The sequence below is a fragment of the Streptomyces sp. NPDC006798 genome, assembly GCF_040635975.1.
Taxonomy (GTDB): domain Bacteria; phylum Actinomycetota; class Actinomycetes; order Streptomycetales; family Streptomycetaceae; genus Streptomyces.
In genome coordinates this window covers 237826-257345 of the sequence record NZ_JBEYIS010000002.1, presented here as the reverse complement: position 1 = coordinate 257345, position 19520 = coordinate 237826, and the positions used below count along the sequence as shown (strand labels likewise).

Genomic DNA, 19520 nt, shown 5'->3' with positions numbered 1-19520 from the left:
GAAGCCAGGTAACTGGTGGAGGTGACCGGTACTAATAGGCCGAGGGCTTGTCCATTGATGCTCGCGTCCACTGTGTTAGTTCTGAGGCAACGACCTGTCCGGCAGGTTTGTTTGTTTCATAGTGTTTCGGTGGTTATTGCGTTAGGGAAACGCCCGGTTACATTCCGAACCCGGAAGCTAAGCCTTTCAGCGCCGATGGTACTGCAGGGGGGACCCTGTGGGAGAGTAGGACGCCGCCGAACAATCTTTAGTCAGTGAGGGCTCTGGCCCCTGGAGACAGTAATGTCTCGGGGCCAGGGCCCTTTCTGCATTTCCGGCCCGGCCGCCTACTGCGGGCTGACCAGCTTGATGTCATAGGCGAGGATGACCGCCTGGACCCGGTCGCGGGCGCCCGTCTTCGCCAGGATGCGGGAGATATGGGTCTTCACCGTCGACTCCGCGAGATGGAGCCGGGCCGAGATCTCGGTATTGGTCCAGCCCTGGGCGACGACGGTGAGGATTTCCCGTTCCCGTTCCGTGAGCGCCGCGATTCGGTGGTCGTCGGCCGGGTTCGATCCCGTCGCGGCTGCCGACGTCGGCAGCCGGTGGGCGAAGGTGTCGAGAAGCCGGCGGGTCAGACTGGGGGCCACCACGGCATCGCCCGAGGCGACCGCGCGAATTCCGGCCAGCAACTCCTCCGGATAGGCGTCCTTCACGAGGAAACCCGAGGCGCCCGCGCGCAGTGCGTCGTACGCGTACTCGTCCAGATCGAAGGTGGTGAGGATCAGGACCCGGGTGCGGTCGCCGGTGGCGACGATGCGGCGGGTGGCCTCGATGCCGTCGAGACCGGGCATGCGGATGTCCATCAGGACCACATCGGGGTGCAGCTCGGCGGTGAGACGTACCGCCTCCGTGCCGTTCGCGGCCTCGCCGACGACCGTCATGTCGTCCTGGCTCTCCAGCAGCATCCGGAAGCCGAAGCGCTGCATGGGCTGGTCGTCGGTGATCAGGACGGTCGTCATCGGAGGGCTTCCTCGGCGGTGGGGACGGGGAGACGGAGCCGGACCTGCCAGCCGCCCCCGGGGAGGGGGCCGGATTCGAGGGTGCCGTCGTAGAGGGCGGCGCGTTCGCGCATGCCCGTGATACCCCGGCCCTCGGCGGCGGGAGCGGACGGGCCGGCGGGGCCCGTGTCGGTGACGGTCACCGTCAGGTCCCGCGGTGTCCGGGCGAGGGCGACAGATGCCGTGGTGCCCGGCGGAGTGTGTTTCAGGGTGTTGGTGAGCGCTTCCTGGACCACGCGGTAGACCGTGAGCTGTCGGCCCGCGGGCAGGGAGCTCGCCGGGCCGTCCGTGGTGAGGCGTACCGGCAGGCCGGCGGCCCGGACGCCGGTGACCAGGTCGTCGAGGTCGGCGAGGGCGGGCTGCGGGGCGCGGTCGCCCGCCGGGGTGCCGGGCGAGTCGTCGCGTAGGACATCGAGGAGGCGGCGGAGTTCGGCCAGTGCCGTACGGCTGGTGTCGGAGATGGCGCCGAGGGCCTGGGCGGCCCGCTCGGGGGATTTGGCCGCCGCGTACCGGCCGCCGTCCGCGAGGCCGGTGATGACGGAGAGGTTGTGGCCGATGATGTCGTGCATCTCCCGGGCGATCCGGGTGCGTTCGGCGGCGGCGGCGAGCCGGATCTGCTGGTCGTGTTCGACTTCCAGCCGGCGGGCGCGTTCGACGAGGGACGCGGTGTACTCCTGGCGGGAGCGGACGGCGAAGCCGAGGAGGGCGACCAGGACGAAGAAGTAGAACGTCGGGACGAACGTCTGGTCCCAGCTGCCGACGGGATGCCGGGTGGCGTCCAGTGCCACGGGCGCGGAGACCAGGCAGAGGACCCCGGTGAGGGTGCGGAGCGGGAGACGGAGCGCGATGCCGTAGACGACGATCATCTGGAGCAGCCCGGCCTGGAGACGGGCGCCGGTCCACGCGTTGAGGAAGAGGAACGGCAGCATCAGCAGCAGGGCCCGCAGCGGATGGCGGCGGCGGATCGCCAACGGCAGGGTGAGACCGAGCGACATGGCGAGTACCAGCCAGATCGGGACGGTGTCGACATTGCCGGGGATGCGCTGCCAGCCGCCGCTTCCGACATCGATCAGGGCGGCCCCGGCCCAGAGCCCGGTGAGGGTGCCGTCCCAGACCCAGGGGCGGCGGACGTCGGCGGCGCGGACGCGGCGGGCGGCCCGGGTGAGCCGGTCGCTGACGGGATGCGGCCCGGTACGCGACGGTCCGGTGGGTGGCGGGTCGGCGGGGGCCGGGACCCGTGGCGACGCCTTCGCGTCGGGGTCCCGGCCGGTCCGTGCGGACGTCCGCTGTTCCGAGGTCACCCGGTCATCCTCGTACGGCTCGGGCTCATACGTCACGCCGTTTCAGCCGGGCCGCCGCCGCGAGCAGGATGCCCGCCGTCCACAGGACCAGGGCGAGCAGCCCCGCGCCGGGTGAGGCACCGTCGGCCAGCGGTGCGGCGGTGTTGAGGGCCGCGAACGCCTCGGCCGGGAAGTAGTCGACGGCGTCCCTGGCGGTGTCGTACGGCAGGGCGAGCAGGGTCTGCGGAACGATCAGGACCAGGGTGACGAAGCCGCCGATGGCGCCGGGGACCGAGCGGACCAGGGCGCCCGTACCGAGAGCGATCAGGGCCAGCAGGGTCAGTCCGGCGGCGCTGCCGAGGAGGCCGCGCAGGATGCCGGGGTCACCGAGGGACGCGGCCTGGTCGGTGTCGCCGTAGAAGAGCTGGGTGAGGAGGAAGGTGGCGAAGGTCGTGACCAGGGTGACGGCCAGGACGACCGTGCCGAAGACCGCGGCCTTGGACCACAGGACCGGTGTTCTGCGGGGGACGGCCGTCATGGTGGAGCGGATCATTCCGGTCGAGTACTCCCCGGCGGTGACGAGGATGCCGAGGACGGCGAGCGCGACCTGGGCGAACTGGAAGCCGATCAGGGAGAGGACGAGGACGTCCATATCGGCGTCCCCGCCGCCGTCCTCGTAGGTCGCGCCGATGGCGAGGCCGAGGCCGACGGTGAAGGCGACGGCGGTCAGCAGGGTGATCCAGGTGGAGCGGACCGTCCACAGCTTGTGCCATTCGGCGCGCAGCGTCCGGGCGGGGGTGAGCCGGTGGGCCGGGCTGCTCATGCGGGGGTTCCTTCCGGGGCGGGCGCGGTGGCCTGGTACTCGACGGAGCTGTGGGTGAGGTCCATGAACGCCTGCTCCAGGGAGGCGGTGACGGGGGTGAGTTCGTACAGCGGGATCGAGAGGGAGGCCGCCGTACGGCCGATCCGGCGGCTGTCGGCGCCGCGGACGGTGAGCGTGCCGGGGGCCTCGGAGGAGAGCCGGATGCCGGGGCCCGCCAGGGCCTCCGCGAGGGCCGTGGCCTCGGGTGTGACGACCTTGACGGAGTCGGCGCCCGCCGCCCGGACGAAGTCGGCGACGGTGGTGTCGGCGAGGAGCCGGCCCCGGCCGATGATCACCAGATGGTCGGCGGTCAGCGCCATCTCGCTCATCAGGTGGGAGGAGACGAAGACGGTACGGCCCTCGGCGGCCAGGGACTTCAGGAGGGTGCGGATCCACAGGACCCCTTCGGGGTCGAGGCCGTTGGCGGGTTCGTCGAGGACGACGGCCGCCGGGTCGCCGAGCAGGGCGGCGGCGATGCCGAGGCGCTGGCCCATGCCGAGGCTGAAGCCCTTGACCCGGCGGTCGGCGACATCGGCGAGGCCGGTGAGGGCGAGGACGTGGCCGACCCGGGAGCGGGGGATGCCATGGGTGTGGGCGAGGGCCGTGAGGTGGTTGCGGGCGCTGCGGCCGGGGTGGAGCGAGCGGGCTTCGAGGAGGGCGCCGACTTCGGTGAGCGGGGCGTCGTGGGCGGCGTAGGCCCGGCCGCCGACGGTGGACCGGCCGCTGGTCGGGGTGTCGAGGCCGAGGAGCATGCGCATGGTGGTGGACTTGCCCGCGCCGTTGGGGCCGAGGAAGCCGGTGACGGCACCGGGCCTGACGGTGAAGCTGAGGTCGTCGACGACGGTCTTGGGCCCGCCGCCTTTGCCGCTCCTGCCGCGGCGGGTGCCGGGGTCGCTTCCGGGGCGGGTTCCGGGTCGTTCGCCGGGGCGCTTTTCGGGGCGGGTTCGGCCGCCGTACACCTTGGTGAGTCCGTGGGCTTCGATCATGTCGTCGATGCTGTCGGGCGGGGAGCGGCGGATCGTCCGACCGGGGTGGGTGGTCGGGGCGGGGGCGTAGCACCCCGGTACTACGCGGCCGGTGGTGGTTCTCGGGGGCGGGGCCTGCGGGGCGGGGGCGCCGGGGCCCGGGATCCCGGGATTTCCGGGCGGCCGGGGAGTTGTCCACAGGGGGTGGTGCGTTGGCCGGGAGCCTTGGAAGATCGAGGTCATGACGTATGCGATGAGGTCTGTACGGGGCGATGAAGTGGTGCGGTGCGCCGGGGACTTACTCGGCCAGGACCGTGCCGACCGGGGGTGGTCGAGACATGGGAGCGTCCCCGGGGAGAGAAAACGGCGGCGAACGGGAGGCGGTCGGGGTGTCCGGCGCGGATAGGGGTCGTGGCCCGGGGGCGAAGGGGGTTTCGTCGGGTCCGGCGCTGTGGACATCGGACTTCCGGCTCTTCTTCGGTGCCCGGACGGCCTCGTTGCTGGGGGACGCGATGCTCCCCGTGGCGATCACGGCGGCCGTGCTGGAGGCGGGGCACGGGGCCAGCGGGGTGGGTTACGCGCTCGCGGCGCTCGTGGCACCCTTCGCGGCGCTGATCATTTTCGGTGGGGTGATGTCCGACCGGTTCGGCGCCCGACGGCTGATGGTCGTCTCCGATGTGGCCCGGCTGTGTTCCCAGGGGGTCCTGGCGCTGCTGTTCCTGCTGGGGACGCCGCCGTTGTGGCAGATCCTGGCGCTGCTGACCCTGATCGGGGCGGGGAGCGCGCTCTTCCAGCCGGGAGTCGCCAGTATCACTCCGCTGATAGCCCGGGACGTGCAGAAGGCCAATGCCACCCTGCGAATATCGGAGTCCGTCACCGTGGTCATCGGGCCGTCCGTGGCCGGTCTCCTGCTGGTGGTCTCCTCACCGGCGGTGGTGGTCGGGGTCGACGCTCTGACTTACGCGGCCAGCGGTCTCTGTCTGCTGCGGCTCCGTTCGGTCCCCATGGGGCCGGGTGAAAGGTCCGGTGGGTCGACGTTCCGGTCCGATCTGGTCGAGGGATGGCGGGAGTTCCGGGCCAGGACCTGGCTGTGGAGTGTCATTGTCGTCTTCATGCTCTGGCAGCTGGCCGGTGCGGGCCCGACCACGACGCTCGGCAACAGTGAGCTCGTCACCGAGCACAGTGCTTCGGTGTTCGGTCTGGTCATGTCGTCTCTCGGCGCGGGCAGCGTACTGGGCGGGCTGATCGCGATGAGGCTTCGCCCCCGGTATCCGCTCCGGGCCGGTGCCATCTCCATGATTCTCTGGGTGGCCATGCCGCTGAGTATCGCGCTCGGCCTCTCCGCGCCGCTTGTCGCGGTCTGTTACGCGGTGAGCGGGGTGGGCATGGCGTTCTGGGTCGTCATGTTCCATACGAGCGTGCAGACCCATGTCCCGCAGGACGTGCTCGGGCGGGTACATGCCTATGACGCGGCCGGATCGCTGGTGATGAAGCCGGTCGGGCAGGCGGCGGCCGGGCCGCTCGCCCTCGTCGTGGGGGCCGTACCGCTGCTGTACGGGGCCGCTGCCACGGCCCTGATCGTCGCCGCGTTGCTGCTGGCCATCCCGGCCGTACGCGGACTGCGGCGGGTGGAGGCCACGGTCGCCGGGGGCTCCGGATCCGGAGCGACCGCCGCCGTCTCCGCGAAGGAGGACCAGGAACCGCAGGTCAGACGGGACTTGTCGGACACGGTCTAGTGAGGAAGAGGGTCCTGCCAGCGGGCGCGGGCCTGTTCCGGGGAGCGGAGGAGGACGAAGACCGGCAGGCCGACGGAGGGGCCGCCGGTGAGGAGGGCCGGGACCTGGGGGAGCGGGGCGACGGCCGCCGCGTCGTCGAGGACGAGGGCGAGTGGTGGGTCGAGCCGGCCGGCGGATGACCGTGCGGCCATGCGGCGGCCGTGCTCGACCACGTCTGACGCCAGTGCCGTCAGCAGAGGCATCGCTCCTGGGTGGGCCTTGGGGTCCTCGATGGCCTCGCCCACCAGATAGAGGGTTCCCCCCTCGGCGATAAATGATTCCAGGGTGAGCGCGTCGGTTCGATTGGGGGTGCACGCCTCACGGATATGGATGGAGGAGAGCGACGCCAGCGCCCGGGCGACCAGTTGCTGGGCGATCTCCCGGCGCTCGGGGTGGGCGGTGAGGGCCGCCTCCAGCAGTCCCGCGAGTCCGGCGGTGGCCTTGGTGTGGGTGCGGAGGACGCGTACGGACTCCTGGGTGTTGATGCCCTGCGCCCAGCGGTGGACCTGCTTGAAGGGGCGGCCGTCCACGGCGGCGGCGTGCAGCCAGCAGCGGAGCAGCGTTTCGGCGGTGTCGGCCATGGCGGCGTCGATCCGGGCGTGCGGCCGGACCGGGGCCAGCAGGGCGGTGGCCCTGGCCTGGGCGGTTGTCGCGTCCTCGCAGTGCGCGGCCGGGTTCCAGTGGAGCCGGGCCGGGGTGTCGCAGAGATGGCCGGGGTCGTAGACGAGGACGGGGCCGAGTTTGGCCCGGGCGTCCTTGGTCTCGCTCCAGACCACGGGATCGGAGGTGACGACGAGCAGGGGGCCCTCGGCCTCCCGTACCGCCTTGACGGCGGCGGGGCGGCGGGCCGAGGGAGTGCCGAAGAAGACCCGGGGGGTGGTGGCGTCCCGGGGGGCCGGGACCGCGGGCGCCGGGACGGCCTCGGGGTGCGGGTCCTGGTCCTGGTGCGGGGCCACTGACGCCGTGGCCGGAGGCGGCGGGGCCGCTTCGGCGTACCGGGGCGGTACGGGCTCCGGGGGCGCGGTCGGTGCCGTTGAGGGAGGCGGGGCGGGGGTCGGCTCCGGTCGGTTCCGTGGAGGTACGGCGGGGCCGGGCCGCTTGCCGTACGGGTCGCGGTACGGCTCCCGATGGGCTTCGTACGCCGCGGGGTCCGGGTCGTGGTGGGCCTCGTCGGTTACGTACCGGTCGTACCGGTCGTGCCGGGTGGGCCGTCGCTCGTCGGCCGCCCGCCGGTCCTGGCGTACCGCCTTCCAGCGGGCGAGGGTGCCGACCACGAAGACCGTCAGCACGGCGAGCAGCATCAACTGGCCGATGGCGAGGCCCCAGAAGAGGCCGTAGCCGGAGAGTTCGCCCGGCGGGGTGCCGGGCCAGGCCGCGGGCAGTTCGCCCGGGGCGCCGATCAGGGACCGCAGTGCGGGAGGAGTGTTGGTGAAGGTGACACCGGTGGGCCAGGAGCCGTGGGCGAGCAGTCCGGCGAGCCCGGTGGCGGACCAGACCAGGAACAGGGCCGTGACGCCGAGTCCGATCACCCCGACGATCAGACCGTCGGGGACGCCGCCGCCACCCGCGCGCCGGCCGTTGCCGGGGCCCGGGCGCTGGTGGCGGTCGTGCTCGTACCGCACGTCAGGCGACCGTCGATTCGGACGACGTGTCCGAAGTGTTCGCGGTGGTGTCGTCGTATCGCCGGCGCTGTCGTTCCATCAGCGCCGCCCGCTGCTCCGCCTCCCACTCCGCGGCCTCGATCTCCTCCGGAAGCGGACGGGACGACTCCGTCATCGCCCGGTCCGTGAATACGAGGGGTCGTTCGGCCTCGGTGACCAGGTGTTTGACGACCTGTACGTTGCCGTTGACGTCCCAGACCGCGATACCGGGGGTCAGAGTGGGGATGATCTCGACGGCCCAGCGGGGCAGCCCGAGGACCCGGCCGGTGGCACGGGCCTCGTCGGCCTTCTGGGCGTAGATCGTCCTGGTGGAGGCCATCTTGAGGATCGCGGCGGCCTCCTTGGCCGCCGCGCCGTCCACGACGTCGGAGAGATGGTGGACGACGGCGACGAAGGAGAGTCCGAGCCGTCGGCCGAACTTCAGCAGCCGCTGGAAGAGCTGGGCCACGAAGGGGCTGTTGATGATGTGCCACGCCTCTTCGACCAGGAAGATGCGCTTCTTCCGGTCGGGGCGGATCCAGGTGTGCTCCAGCCAGACGCCGACGATCGCCATCAGGATCGGCATGGCGATGGAGTTGCGGTCGATATGCGAGAGGTCGAAGACGATCAACGGGGCGTCGAGGTCGATCCCGACGGTCGTGGGGCCGTCGAACATGCCGCGCAGATCGCCGTCGACGAGCCGGTCGAGGACGAGGGCGACATCGAGGCCCCAGGCCCGTACGTCGTCTATGTCGACGTTCATCGACTCCGCGGACTCGGCCTCGGGGTGGCGGAGCTGCTCCACGATGTCGGTGAGGACGGGCTGGCGGTCGGTGATGGTCTCGTTGACATAGGCGTGGGCGACCTTGAGGGCGAAGCCGGAGCGTTCGTCCAGGCCGTGGCCCATCGCCACCTCGATGATGGTGCGCAGCAGGGCGAGCTGGCCGGTGGAGGTGATCGACGGGTCCAGCGGGTTGAGCCGGATCCCGCCGTCGAGCGCCGTCATCGGGTCGAGCCGGATGGGGGTGATGCCGAGCTGTTCGGCGACGAGGTTCCATTCGCCGACGCCGTCCTCGCCCTGGGCGTCGAGGACGACGACCTGGCGGTCGCGGAACCGGAGCTGCCGCAGGACGTAGGTCTTCTCCAGTGCCGACTTGCCGTTGCCGGACTCGCCGAGGACCAGCCAGTGGGGTGCGGGGAGCTGCTGCCCGTACAGCTGGAAGGGGTCGTAGATATAGCCCTTGCCGCTGTAGACCTCCCGCCCGATGATCACGCCGGAGTCGCCGAGGCCGGGCGCGGCGGTGGGCAGGTAGACGGCCTGTGCCTGTCCCGTGGAGGTACGGACCGGCAGCCGGGTGGTCTCGACCTTGCCGATGACGAAGGAGGTGAACGCCTCGGTGACGGCGGACAGCGGATCTCGCACAAGTGGCCCCTAACGGCGGATGCCGGTCGCGAACGGCAGCGTGTTCACAAAGGCCCGGTGGTGCTCGCGGTCGCACCACTCCAGCTTCAGATACGACTTGCCGGCCGACGCCCGGATGGTCCGCTTGTCCCGGGCCAGGGCCTCGGGCGAGCGGGACGACACCGTGATGTACCCGACGAGGTTCACCCCTGCCGCGCCGGAGGCGAGATCTTCACCCCGCTGGTCGAGCCGGCCGTGGGCGGCGATATCACGGGGGTCGACGGTCCGGTTCATCTTGGCGGCGCGGCTGGCGTCGGCCTCGTCGTTGGTCTTCTCGGTGAGCATCCGCTCGATGGCGACCTCGGTGGGTTCGAGATCCATGGTGACGGCGACGGTACGGATCACGTCCGGGGTGTGGACGAGGAGAGGGGCGAGGAAGTTGACGCCGACCGGGGTCATCGGCCACTCCTTCACCCACGCGGTGGCATGGCACCAGGGGGCGCGGGTGGCGGACTCGCGGGTCTTGGCCTGGAGATAGGTGGGCTCCACGGCGTCCAGCTCGGCGGGCCAGGCGTTCCGCTTGGTCATGGCCTGGATGTGGTCGATGGGGTGGTCGGGGTCGTACATGGAGTGCACCAGGGACGCCAGCCTGCCCTGGCCGAGGGGTTGGCGGACCCGGATGTCGGCCTCGGCGAGCCGGGCGCAGATATCGGTCAGCTCCCGGGCCATGACGACGGCGAGTCCGGCGTCCTTGTCGAGCTTGCGGCCCTTGCCGGTGTGGCGGGCGGCCCGGGCCATGGCGTGCGCCTCGGAAGCGAGTTCGCGGGTGTAGTGCATACAGGCGACGAGATAGGCCCGGTGCTGCTCGCTGGAGGTGGAGACCATCGACTGGAGCTGGTCGTAGGAGTCGCGGAGCCAGTCGGGGGCGCGTTCGTCGCCGCGCTGGGCGACGTCCTTGGCGTGGGCGTCGGGGTCGGCGGGCAGGGTGCGGGCGAGCATCTGGATGCGGGTGACGAAGCCGTCGCCGTTGGCGACGTGCTTCAGCAGGGTGCCGAAGCGGTCGACGAGGGCTTCCTGGTCCTCGCTGTCCCGCAGTCCGACGCCGGGGCCCTCGATCTCGATGGCGGCGGTGACGGTCCGCCGGTCGGCGTGGAGGAGCACGGCGATCTCGTCGGGGCCGAAGGGGGCGGAGAGCCAGCTGATCCGGCCGATGCCGGGCGGCGGGCCGATCTCGATCTCGCGGCCGTCGAGCCGGGTTCCGGCTTCCTGGGCGGCGGAGCGGTAGAGCGTGTTGCCGCGCAGGTTCCGCTTGAAGCTGCGGTTGATCTCGAACCAGCGGTAGAACGTGCGGCCTTTGTACGGCAGGTAGACGGCGGCGAGCGCGATCATCGGAAAGCCCGCCAGCAGCACGATCCGGGGTACGAGATAGGGGACCAGCAGTCCGCTCATCATGCCGAGGAACGCACCGGCGATGATCAGGGCGATTTCGCCGGTCTCGCGGTTCTTGCCGATGATCGCGTTCGGCCGGGCCCGGCCGATGAGATACGTGCGGCGGGGCGCGATGGGATGGGACTGGGTGGTCAACGCCCTCCACCTCCTGTGCCTGTGCTTTTGCGGTTGCTGTGCGGGGTGTTGGTGCTCGGTGCGGCGCTACGGGGCGGGGGCGCGGCGGCTCCGCCCGTGCCGCCGCCGGAGGGGCGGCTCGCGTGGGCGGCGACTCCGCCGCCGACGGGGTTGGCGGGGCGGGCCGCGGCGGCTCCGCCACCGCCTTCGCCGCCGGGGGCGGAGCGGGTGCTGTGGGTCTTGATGCCCTGGGAGACCAGGGCGGCGGGGGAGCTGATCACCGCGGCGGCCCGGTTCTCGACTCCGCCCTGGATGCGGTTGTTGCGGGCGGCGGCGATCTCGTCGCCGAAGCCGGGGACGAAGCGGTAGATCATCGCGGAGGCGACGATCGCCAGGATGACGATGGCGAGGCCGGAGACGACGGCGGAGAAGGAGTCCGGGCCGTCGTCGCCCGCGAGGGCTCCGGCGAGTCCGAGGACGATCAGGATCACCGGTTTGACCAGGATGATCGCGATCATCATTCCGGCCCAGCGGCGGACGTGGCCCCACATGTTCTTGTCGACGAGCCCGGAGTAGACGACGACGCCGAGGAGGGCGCCGACGTAGAGCAGTACGGCCCGGATGAACAGCTCCAGATAGAGCACTCCGGCGGCGATGATCGTCACCATCGAGACCACGATCAGCATGATCGGGCCGCCGCCGATGTCGTTGCCCTTCTTCAGGGCTTCCGAGAAGGCGCCGAAGAACTGGTCGGTCTCGTCCTTGGTGCCGCCCGCGATGACCTCGGAGATCCCGTCGGTCGCGGAGACCAGGGTGTAGAGGATCAGCGGGGTGAAGGCGGAGGCGAGGACGGTGAGCCAGAGGAAGCCGATCGCCTCGGAGATCGCGGTGAGCAGCGGTACGCCGCGGATGGCGCGCTTGGCGACGGCCAGCAGCCAGATGATCAGGGTGAGGACGGTGGCGGCGGCGAAGACGACGGCGTACTGGGAGAGGAAGGTGGAGTTGGTGAAGTCGACCTCGGCGGTGGACTTCACGGCCTTGGCGAGGGTGTCGACGGTCCAGGCGGCGGCTTCGGCGCAGCCGCGGGCGAGGATGGTGAGCGGGGAGTCGACGACATCGCCGGGGGAGTTGGTGGTGCCGGCGGAGCCCTCGCCGCCCTCGCACCGGGTCTTGGAGGGCCCGCTGAGCATCGCGCACTCCGGATTGCCGGTGCGGCTGGGGCTCGGGGCGGGCGTCGGCTCGGCCGCGGCGGGGGATGCCAGCAGGACTGCCGAGGTCTGGAGGGCGGTCAGTGCGGCGGCGATCCCGGCCGCGGCGGGCAGCGCCCGGAACGCCGTGCCGCGGCGTCGGCCTGCGGGGCTGTTAGCGGGCATAGGTGAACCCTCCGAACTGCTGGACGGCGTCCGCCATCTCCTTGGAGCCCGATGCCATCTGGTCGCGGCCGACCGGCACGGGGCCGTCCTTCTGGGTGTGGTTCACGATCTTCCAGTCGCCGTCGGCCCAGCGGAGCTGGAGGGTGCTGGTGTACCAGCTCTCGGTGACCGGGTTCCTGGAGTTCTCCCCGGCGAGCCCGAACAGGGCGGAGTACCAGACGGAGACCCTGGCCTCGTTCTTGCCGAAGCTCTCGACCTTGGCGCCCATGGGGTTGTGGCGGGTGACGAAGGTGAGGCCGTCGGGGACCGTACCGTCGGGGTCGAGGCCGATACCGGAGAGCAGTTCCTTGCCGGAGTACGCCTTGTCGAGGTCGCTTCGCCGGGCCGCGGCGACATCGGTGGCGTAGACCGTGTTGACGATCAGGTCCCGGCGGTCCTTCTCGTACATGCCGTCGGAGCCCAGGGCCACCGTGTAGTTCGCGGCGGCGCTCTGGGCCCCCTGGGCGTCGCGGGAGTAGCCGGTGGGGATGCCGTCCGTCTTGCCCTGGACGGGGCGGACGCCGGTCGGGGCGGTCGGGGAGGTGCCCCGGCCGTCGTTGGTGCCGCCGGGGGCGTTCTGGTCGTCGTCGCCGCCCTGGTTGGCGAAGGCGATCGCGGCGATGAGGAGCACCACGACACCGACGACGGTGATCACGGAGCGGGAGGGCCGGACCGGGCGGCGGGCGGGGCCGTGGAGGTCGTCGTCGAGGGCGCCGGGCAGCCGGGTGCGGGTCTGGCCGGTGCCGCCGTACGGGTCGTCGGGGGCGCCGCCGGAGCGGTAGCCGTGGTCGTCGGGCGGGTTCATCGCGCGGCCTTCCCCCGGGTCCCCCGGGGCCTGTGACGGGGCTGCCGCCCCTCTGTCCCGGCCCGGCCCGCGCGCCTCGCGGCCCGGGTCTCCTCCGTGCGTCCCGCGACGGGTACGGCGCCGCGCCGTCCGGCGCCGTACGGCGCGGCCGGGCGGTGACCCTCCGTCAGAGGGTTCGGGGACGTCGCGGGGTGCGAGGTCGTCGGGGGAGTCGGAGTCGTCGAGAACATCGGGGACATCGGGGGGTCGCAACCTCTGAGGGTGGTCCGGACTCTCGGGTCGGCTGGGTCACGGGCTGGGTGCTGAGGGACGCGGGTACGGGTACGCGTACCCGGCCGGGTACGGGCTCTGTATCTGTATCTGTATCGAGGTCGGTATCGCGGACAAATCGGATAGGAGACTCAAAGGATAGGGAGCGGGTCGGGTCCGGGGACGAGGTCGGGTCAGACGGCCATCCCGTACACGATGGTGAAGACCGTCCCCAGTGACCCGATGATGAAGACGCCGGTCAGTCCGGCGACGATCAGGCCCTTGCCCTGCTCGGCGCTGAAGGTGTCCCGGAGCGCCGTCGCTCCGATGCGCTGTTTGGCCGCACCCCAGATCGCGATGCCGAGGCAGATGAGGATCGCGATCGCCATCACCACTTCGATCATCACCCGGGCCTCGTTCCCCAGGCTCCCGAACGGGCCCCAGTTCGGCGCGATGCCGCCGATGATGGTGTTGATGTCGCCCTTTTCAGCTGCCAGGATCATCTGTAACTCACCGCCCATGTCGGGTTGTTCGCCGCCCGTGCCCCTCGGCATGGGCCATCGCTCTATCTTCGCTGATGAAACCGCCCGAGTATGCCGACTTGGCGGGTCTCTTTACCCGATCTCCGCACGTATGACCGATCATTGCCCCTCTGACCTGCGGCGAAGGGGTTCGCGATCACTGAGTGGAGCCCGTATCGTCACTCTATGTATCACGGGGCGTGACTCCGGGCAATGACTGTCGTTGATCCACCTTTGGGGCGCTCCTCACGTTTCGGGCGGGCCGGGGGGTGGTCGTGGTGTGACGACGGGGTCCCGGTGGGGTGCCTGGGGCGTGCTCGGGGCGTGCCTGCGGTGCGCTGACGGAGGGTCGGGCGGATGGAACGGGCGGGTGGCCGGAACGGCCGGTTCGTTCGTGGTCGGGAGCAGCCGGGTCGGAGGCGGGCGGTCCGCCCGGCGCGTCCGCCCGGCGGTGCCGCCATGGTCACCCCCGTACCACGGCCGGAACAGGGCGCACGGGGAGCGCAGGGAGGGAGAAGGCCCGTCCGCGCGGGCGACCCGGGCGGGCGGTGACCGGGGCCGGGACCCGGCGGGCGCAGGGGCGCGAACCGCTGTGCGAAGGCGCGCGCCTCCGTCCACCTCCTGAACCGCGTGTCACCCGCCTACACTGGCGTTCGTGGACTCCGGTCGCGTGAAAGGCGGTTGACGGTGCGTAAGGCGTGGCTGGTCGCGGGCGTCTCCGTCGGGGGGTGTCTGGCCTTTCTCGCGCTGCTCGTCGTCGGTACGTACTCGCTCGCCGCAGGAACGACCGGAGTGGGGGGTTCCGGAGGGGCGGTGGCCCTGGCCAAGGGGGCCGTACCCGCCCGGTACCAGTCGCTCGTCCAGCGCTGGGGCAATCTCTGTCCGGCGATCAACCCGGCGCTGCTCGCCGCCCAGCTCTACCAGGAGTCCGGGTGGAACCCCCGGGCCCAGAGCCACGCGGCGGCGCAGGGCATCGCCCAGTTCATCCCCGGCACCTGGGCCGCGCACGGTATCGACGGCGACGGCGACGGCGACCGGGACGTCTGGGATCCGGCGGACGCGATCCCCTCCGCCGCGACCTACGACTGCAAGATCGCCGGATATGTGAAGAAGGTCCCCGGGGATCCGACGAGCAATATGCTCGCCGCCTACAACGCGGGCGCCTACGCGGTCATCCGGTACGGCGGCGTCCCGCCGTACAAGGAGACCCAGAACTACGTCCGGATCATCCGCACCCTGGAGAAGAGCTTCGCCCGGCCCGTCGGACGGGTGGATCCCTCCCGGCAGGCCGCCGGGGCGATCAACTTCGCCCAGCAGCAGCTCGGCAAGAAGTACCTCTGGGGCGGCAACGGCACGCCCGAGCACGGCGGCCGGTTCGACTGTTCGGGGCTGACCCAGGCCGCGTACCGCACCGTACGCATCGAACTGCCCCGGGTGGCGAACGACCAGTACAACGCCGGTCCGCATCCCCCCAGGGACGAGCTGCTCCCCGGTGACCTGGTCTTCTTCTCGGACGACCTGACCAACTCTCGGGCCATCCGGCACGTGGGGATCTACGTCGGAGGCGGATACATGATCAACGCCCCCAGACCGGGTGCCGTGATCCGGTTCGACAAGATCGACACCCCGGATTACTTCGGCGCGACCAGAGTCACCGAGGATGGCGCGAAATCGCTGCCGACGCATCCGCCGTCCGCCTGACAGCCGGACCCGGACGCCGACCGTCCGCGCCGGTTCCGCCACTCCGCTTCGCGCCGGGTCCACCACCGGCCCGCCGTCGGCGCGCTCCGGCGGGGAGTCCGGCGGGGCGGCGGCATCCGGTGCGGGGGCGGGGCCCGAAGACGGAGCGGGTCCTGCGGGCCGCTGGCCGAAAGGCATCCGAAGGGGTCCGGCCGGACCCCGGGGGCTCCCCGCTGAGCTGGGATGACGGGTATCTCTTCGATAACGTCATGGTGATCGTTCGGTGGAGGTTGGAACGTACACCTTCGACGGGCCGTTCCCTGGACGGAGCGGCTACGACGCCTGTCCGGGCCCGCCGGAACCGGCACCCGGCCCGTGGGCGTCGGTTGTCGAACGGGCGGAACTCGCCGAGATCGCGGAGATCATGGTGGTCCGGACAGTCCGGGCGGTCGGTGTTCCGGTCGGCCGGGCGGTGAGCGGCCGTACGAGGACTTCCCGGGCCGCCGGCCGCTCGACGGTCGGCCGGTGCGACGGGCCGTACGGCCGGTCACGGGAGCAGACAGCACGGGGGTGCTGACGGCGGGCGCCGTGCGAGGGCGCGCCACCGTCGACGACAGGGCAATCGAGGGCCTTTATCAAGAGGGCCGTATGGAAGGCAAGGGGCAGCAGGAGATGGCTGGACTCGCCACAGGGGTATCCCCGGCGGAGTCGGAGACGGGTTCGGCGGGGACGGTCTCCCTGGCGGAGTCGGGAGGGTCCGCGGGCCTCGACGTCGGCCTGCTCCACGACATCAACGGTCTGGCGAAGGCGGCACCGCCGTGGCTCGACCGGGTCATGGGCTTCGTCGGCGAGTACGGCATCATGCTCGGCCTCGTCGTGGTGGGCCTCTGGGCCTGGTGGTCCGCGCGGAGCCGGCCCGGCACGATGGAGGACTCCGTCAACGGGTTCACGGCCCTGATGTGGGCGCCCCTGTCGGCGGCCGTCGCGCTGGTGATCAACATCCCGATCCGCGGCTTCGTGGAACGACCGCGTCCGTTCGTCCATGACAAGTCGCTCGAAGTCCTGGTCGAGGGCAAGACGGACTTCTCGTTCGTCAGCGACCACTCGACGATGGCGATGGCGATCGCCGTCGGTATCTTCCTCGCCCACCGCAAGCTCGGCTGGGCGGCCCTCGGCCTCGCCTTCGCGGAGGGCTTCCTCCGGATCTATATGGGCGTGCACTACCCCACCGACGTGATCGGCGGCTTCGCTCTCGGTACGGCGGTCACCCTGCTGCTCGCGCCCCTCGCCCAGCTTCTGCTCACCCCGGTCACCAGGGCGATCGCCGGATCCTCGAAGGGTGTCTGGCTGGTGCGCTCCAAGAACGCGGGACCGGGCCGGGCCGAGCCGCTGGGCATCCCGGAGCCCCGGGGCGACGGCGCGGGCGAGAAGGGCCTGGCGGCCTGACCGGCCCCTGACGCCCCACGCGGGCCGGACGCGAGTACGACGAAGGGCCCGGAGCCCGCCGCGACAGCGGTACGGCTCCGGGCCCTTCGGCTGCCCGGGGCCCGGACGGTACGGGACGGGACCGGGAGTCAGCGTCGGCCGCGCTGGCGGCGCTGGTGGCGGCGGACGATGAAGACGGTGCCCGCCGCCACGGCTATGCCCGTCGCGCCCACCGACAGGGAGCTCTCGATCGGGCCGTCCGGCTTGGCGGCCACCTGCGAGGACGTACCGGGAGCCGCGGCGGCCGTACTCACCGGCAGCGCCACGGCCAACGCGGTGACGGCGGTGACGACGGTAACGGCGGCTATTCGGGCGGCGGAGGCGGCCGGGGCCGGGGATCCGGGCATGGCGGGGTCCTTAGGTCGGCGTCGGTCCCGGCGACGATCCGGGCGGCGTTCGTACGGAGCGGGGCGTACGGGATGGGGCGTACGGACTCGGACGGCTGTCGGACCCGTACAGAGGGCGGATCGAGGACGGATCCGGGTGACGACTACGACGGCGCGGCGTACGACCACGGGGTGAGGGGCCGTCCGCCGAGGACGGCTGCGCCACCCCTTGTTCCCAGCACACCCGCACCGCCCGCGCCCCGCCATCCGGGTACACCCGTTCGAGCGACGGGCCGGGCGGCCGTGCGTCCGCCGCCCCGGCCCCCCGGGCCCCGACCGTCGGCCCGCCGCCCCGGCCCCCCGGGCCCCGACCGTCGGCCCGCCGCCCCGGACTACAGGGCCTGGGGGAAGTCGAAGACGCGGTCCGGGTCGTACCGGGACTTCAGCCGGGCCAGCTCGCCCGCCGACCGGCCGTAGTAGGCCCGGCGCCAGTCCGTCAGCCGGGGATCGGTGTAGTTCTGGTACGCCGCCCCCGACGCCCACGGCCGCAGTGCCGTACGGGTCCGGCGCAGCCACTCCTGTTCGGCGCGGCCCGCCGTCCCCGGCGCCCAGGCCGCCGTGTACTGGGCCAGGACCCGCGACCGGCGGTGTACGAACGCGGTGGCGCGCGGGTCCACCCGGTTCACCGCGCCGCCCAGCGCCGTCAGCTGGACCGCCGCCTCGCCCCGGCCCCGGGGGAGCCGGGTGAACGCCTCGGCCGCCGTGATCAGCGCCCGGACCCCGGGCCCCGGCAGTACGCGGTCGTAGAAGTCGGACGCGGCGGCGTACGTCTCCCGGGGCAGGGCGCCCGCCCGGCTGCGGCCGGGGGTGGCGCCGGGCAGGGCGCACTGCTCGTCGCCGAGGGTCGCGCAGCCCGCGTAGCCGAGCATGGCGTCGAGATGGGTCCTGGGCCGCAGGAAGACGCCGGAAGCGGACGCGCCCGCCGTGTCGGCCAGCCGGTCGACGGCGTTCCGCAGCTCTCCCTCGGTACCGAGGGAGAGCACGGAGACGGAGAGCGTGGGCTCGACACCCCCGGACCCGCCCGGGGCCGCGCCCAGATGGCAGCCGGACCATATCTCGTCCGGCAGCTCCGGCGCCCAGCGCTGCCAGGCCGCCAGCACGGCTGCCGCGCGCGCCCACGGCCAGGAGAGATAGCCGGTGACCACCTCGGGCGCGGGACGGGTACGGAACCGCAGCCCGGTCACCACGCCGAAGTTCCCGTTCCCCGCGCCGCGCAGGGCCCGGAAGAGTTCGGGCTCCCGGCGGGCGTCGACCTCCCGTACGGCGCCGTCCGCGGTGACGATCGTGGCGGCGGTGAGGTTGTCGCAGGTCAGTCCGTACGCCCGGGAAGTGACACCATGTCCGCCGCCGAGGGCGAGCCCGGCCACCCCGACCGAGGCGCAGGAACCGGCCGGGACGGTACGGCCCGACCGGTCCAGGGTCCGGTAGAGGCCGATCAGCCGGGCCCCGGCGCCGACGTCGACGGCGTCCCGGCCGTCCGGGGCGACGGTGTCCAGCGGCGAGACGTCGATGATCAGCCGCCCGTCGCCGGAGGACCAGCCCGCGTAGGAGTGGCCGCCGCCGCGGATCGCGACCCGGACCCCGTGGTCGCGGGCGAACCGCAGACACTCCCGGATGTCCTCGACCCCCTCCGCGTAGGCCACGGCGGCGGGCCGCAGCCGGTCGAAGCGGGTGTTGTAGAGCTGGCGGGCGGTGGCGTAGTCGGCGTCGCCGGGGAGGACCAGCCGTCCGTCCAGCCCCTCGCCGAGAGCCCGCCAGCGGGGCGCGCGGCCGGGCCGCCCGCCGTGGGCCGGTCCGGACCGGACGGCCGTGGGCGCGGGGCTGCGGGGCGGCGGCACGGAAGGGGAAGAGGAACGGGAAGGGGCGGCGGAACCGTCGCCTCCGCTCGGGGCGCACCCGGCGGTCGCGGCGAGGACGGCCGCCGCCGAGGCGAGCAGCGCGCGCCGGTCCATGGGGCCTCCCGCCCTTCGGGGTGCCGCCGGGCACGCGGGGCGGCGGGCGGCTGATCGCCGGATCGTCCGGTGGTCCGTACCCGGTGATCCGTACTCAGGGACATGTACTCGGGGATACGTACCCCGAGGCGGTACGTCTCATCTCCCGGCGGCGCGCCCGGGGGCGCCCGGCCGGGGGCGTGCGCGGCTCTGCAGAGGCGCGGTCTCCGGCGCGGCGGCCGGGTGCGACGGGGCCGGACGCGGGGCCGTCAGATGCTCCGCGGCGTCGGTACGGGCCCGGTCGCGGGATCGCCGGGCGGCCCCGTACCAGCCGCAGACGCAGCGGGCGAGGGCGAACGAGCCGCGTTCGACCGTGGTGGTGTCGTGGTGGGGGTGGTGGTGCGCGGGCGCGGGACCGTGGTCCGTGGGGGCTTGCGGGGGCACGGCACCCACGGTACTGGTCCCCGGGTCCGGAGGCCTCTCCCGGGCGCCCGGTCCTCGGGCGGTCGGGAGACCCCCGGCAC

Annotated in this window: 16 protein-coding genes and 1 rRNA gene; 4 read left to right on the top strand and 13 right to left on the bottom strand. The window is 72.3% G+C overall.

Annotated elements, in window-relative coordinates:
• The first annotated feature begins 125 nt into the window (after nucleotides 1-125).
• Nucleotides 126-242 (top strand): 5S ribosomal RNA (gene rrf / locus ABZ714_RS02390).
• An 84-nt stretch (nucleotides 243-326) separates the two neighbouring features.
• Here rrf and ABZ714_RS02385 read toward each other — a convergent pair.
• The 4 genes from ABZ714_RS02385 to ABZ714_RS02370 are packed head-to-tail and all read right to left on the bottom strand — an operon-like array spanning nucleotide 327 to nucleotide 4168.
• On the bottom strand, nucleotides 327-1001 hold the full coding sequence (locus ABZ714_RS02385; protein ID WP_358823231.1) for a response regulator transcription factor: 675 nt from the start codon (nucleotides 999-1001) through the stop codon (nucleotides 327-329).
• Nucleotides 998-2341 carry a sensor histidine kinase gene (locus tag ABZ714_RS02380; protein ID WP_358823230.1) on the bottom strand — a complete coding sequence of 448 codons (1344 nt, stop codon included), beginning with the start codon at nucleotides 2339-2341 and terminating at the stop codon, nucleotides 998-1000. Before ABZ714_RS02380 ends, ABZ714_RS02385 begins: the two co-directional genes overlap by 4 nt.
• 25 nt (nucleotides 2342-2366) lie before the next feature.
• Nucleotides 2367-3143, bottom strand: coding sequence for an ABC transporter permease subunit (locus ABZ714_RS02375; RefSeq protein ID WP_358823229.1), 777 nt, complete (start codon nucleotides 3141-3143; stop codon nucleotides 2367-2369).
• Nucleotides 3140-4168, bottom strand: a complete 1029-nt coding sequence (locus ABZ714_RS02370; protein WP_358823228.1) for an ATP-binding cassette domain-containing protein — start codon at nucleotides 4166-4168, stop codon at nucleotides 3140-3142. Before ABZ714_RS02370 ends, ABZ714_RS02375 begins: the two co-directional genes overlap by 4 nt.
• A gap of 317 nt (nucleotides 4169-4485) precedes the next feature.
• Between ABZ714_RS02370 and ABZ714_RS02365 the strand changes: the two genes are divergently transcribed.
• Nucleotides 4486-5883, top strand: coding sequence for an MFS transporter (locus ABZ714_RS02365; protein ID WP_358823227.1), 1398 nt, complete (start codon nucleotides 4486-4488; stop codon nucleotides 5881-5883).
• Here the strand turns inward: ABZ714_RS02365 and ABZ714_RS02360 are convergent.
• The 6 genes from ABZ714_RS02360 to ABZ714_RS02335 all read right to left on the bottom strand — a co-directional run bounded on the left by ABZ714_RS02360 (nucleotide 5880) and on the right by ABZ714_RS02335 (nucleotide 13496).
• Nucleotides 5880-7544: a type VI secretion protein gene (locus ABZ714_RS02360; protein ID WP_358823226.1), complete on the bottom strand. Its 1665-nt coding sequence runs from the start codon at nucleotides 7542-7544 to the stop codon at nucleotides 5880-5882. The two genes, ABZ714_RS02365 and ABZ714_RS02360, sit on opposite strands and share 4 nt — an antisense overlap.
• Nucleotide 7545: 1 nt before the next feature.
• Entirely contained in the window at nucleotides 7546-8985 is a 1440-nt protein-coding gene (locus tag ABZ714_RS02355) for an ATP-binding protein (RefSeq protein ID WP_358823225.1), read from the bottom strand.
• Nucleotides 8986-8994: 9 nt separating this feature from the next.
• Nucleotides 8995-10548: an SCO6880 family protein gene (locus tag ABZ714_RS02350; protein ID WP_358823224.1), complete on the bottom strand. Its 1554-nt coding sequence runs from the start codon at nucleotides 10546-10548 to the stop codon at nucleotides 8995-8997.
• Nucleotides 10545-11900, bottom strand: a complete 1356-nt coding sequence (locus ABZ714_RS02345; RefSeq protein WP_358823223.1) for a hypothetical protein — start codon at nucleotides 11898-11900, stop codon at nucleotides 10545-10547. The genes ABZ714_RS02350 and ABZ714_RS02345 overlap by 4 nt, the downstream gene beginning before the upstream one ends.
• Complete coding sequence (locus ABZ714_RS02340) at nucleotides 11890-12744, bottom strand: hypothetical protein (RefSeq protein WP_358823222.1); 855 nt, start codon at nucleotides 12742-12744, stop codon at nucleotides 11890-11892. Before ABZ714_RS02340 ends, ABZ714_RS02345 begins: the two co-directional genes overlap by 11 nt.
• A gap of 443 nt (nucleotides 12745-13187) precedes the next feature.
• Nucleotides 13188-13496 (bottom strand): hypothetical protein, encoded by a 309-nt coding sequence (locus ABZ714_RS02335; RefSeq protein ID WP_358823248.1) that lies wholly within the window; start codon nucleotides 13494-13496, stop codon nucleotides 13188-13190.
• 705 nt (nucleotides 13497-14201) lie between these two features.
• Here ABZ714_RS02335 and ABZ714_RS02330 point away from each other — a divergent pair.
• Entirely contained in the window at nucleotides 14202-15215 is a 1014-nt protein-coding gene (locus ABZ714_RS02330; protein ID WP_358823221.1) for a bifunctional lytic transglycosylase/C40 family peptidase, read from the top strand.
• 651 nt (nucleotides 15216-15866) lie between these two features.
• Nucleotides 15867-16640, top strand: a complete 774-nt coding sequence (locus ABZ714_RS02325; protein WP_358823247.1) for a phosphatase PAP2 family protein — start codon at nucleotides 15867-15869, stop codon at nucleotides 16638-16640.
• A gap of 128 nt (nucleotides 16641-16768) precedes the next feature.
• On the opposite strand, the gene ABZ714_RS02320 is transcribed toward ABZ714_RS02325, so the two are convergent.
• From ABZ714_RS02320 to ABZ714_RS02310, 3 genes are all read right to left on the bottom strand, one after another.
• Complete coding sequence (locus ABZ714_RS02320; RefSeq protein WP_358823220.1) at nucleotides 16769-17026, bottom strand: hypothetical protein; 258 nt, start codon at nucleotides 17024-17026, stop codon at nucleotides 16769-16771.
• Nucleotides 17027-17397: 371 nt separating this feature from the next.
• Entirely contained in the window at nucleotides 17398-19017 is a 1620-nt protein-coding gene (locus tag ABZ714_RS02315; protein ID WP_358823219.1) for an FAD-binding oxidoreductase, read from the bottom strand.
• 138 nt (nucleotides 19018-19155) lie between these two features.
• Entirely contained in the window at nucleotides 19156-19440 is a 285-nt protein-coding gene (locus ABZ714_RS02310; protein ID WP_358823249.1) for a hypothetical protein, read from the bottom strand.
• Nucleotides 19441-19520 lie beyond the last annotated feature (80 nt).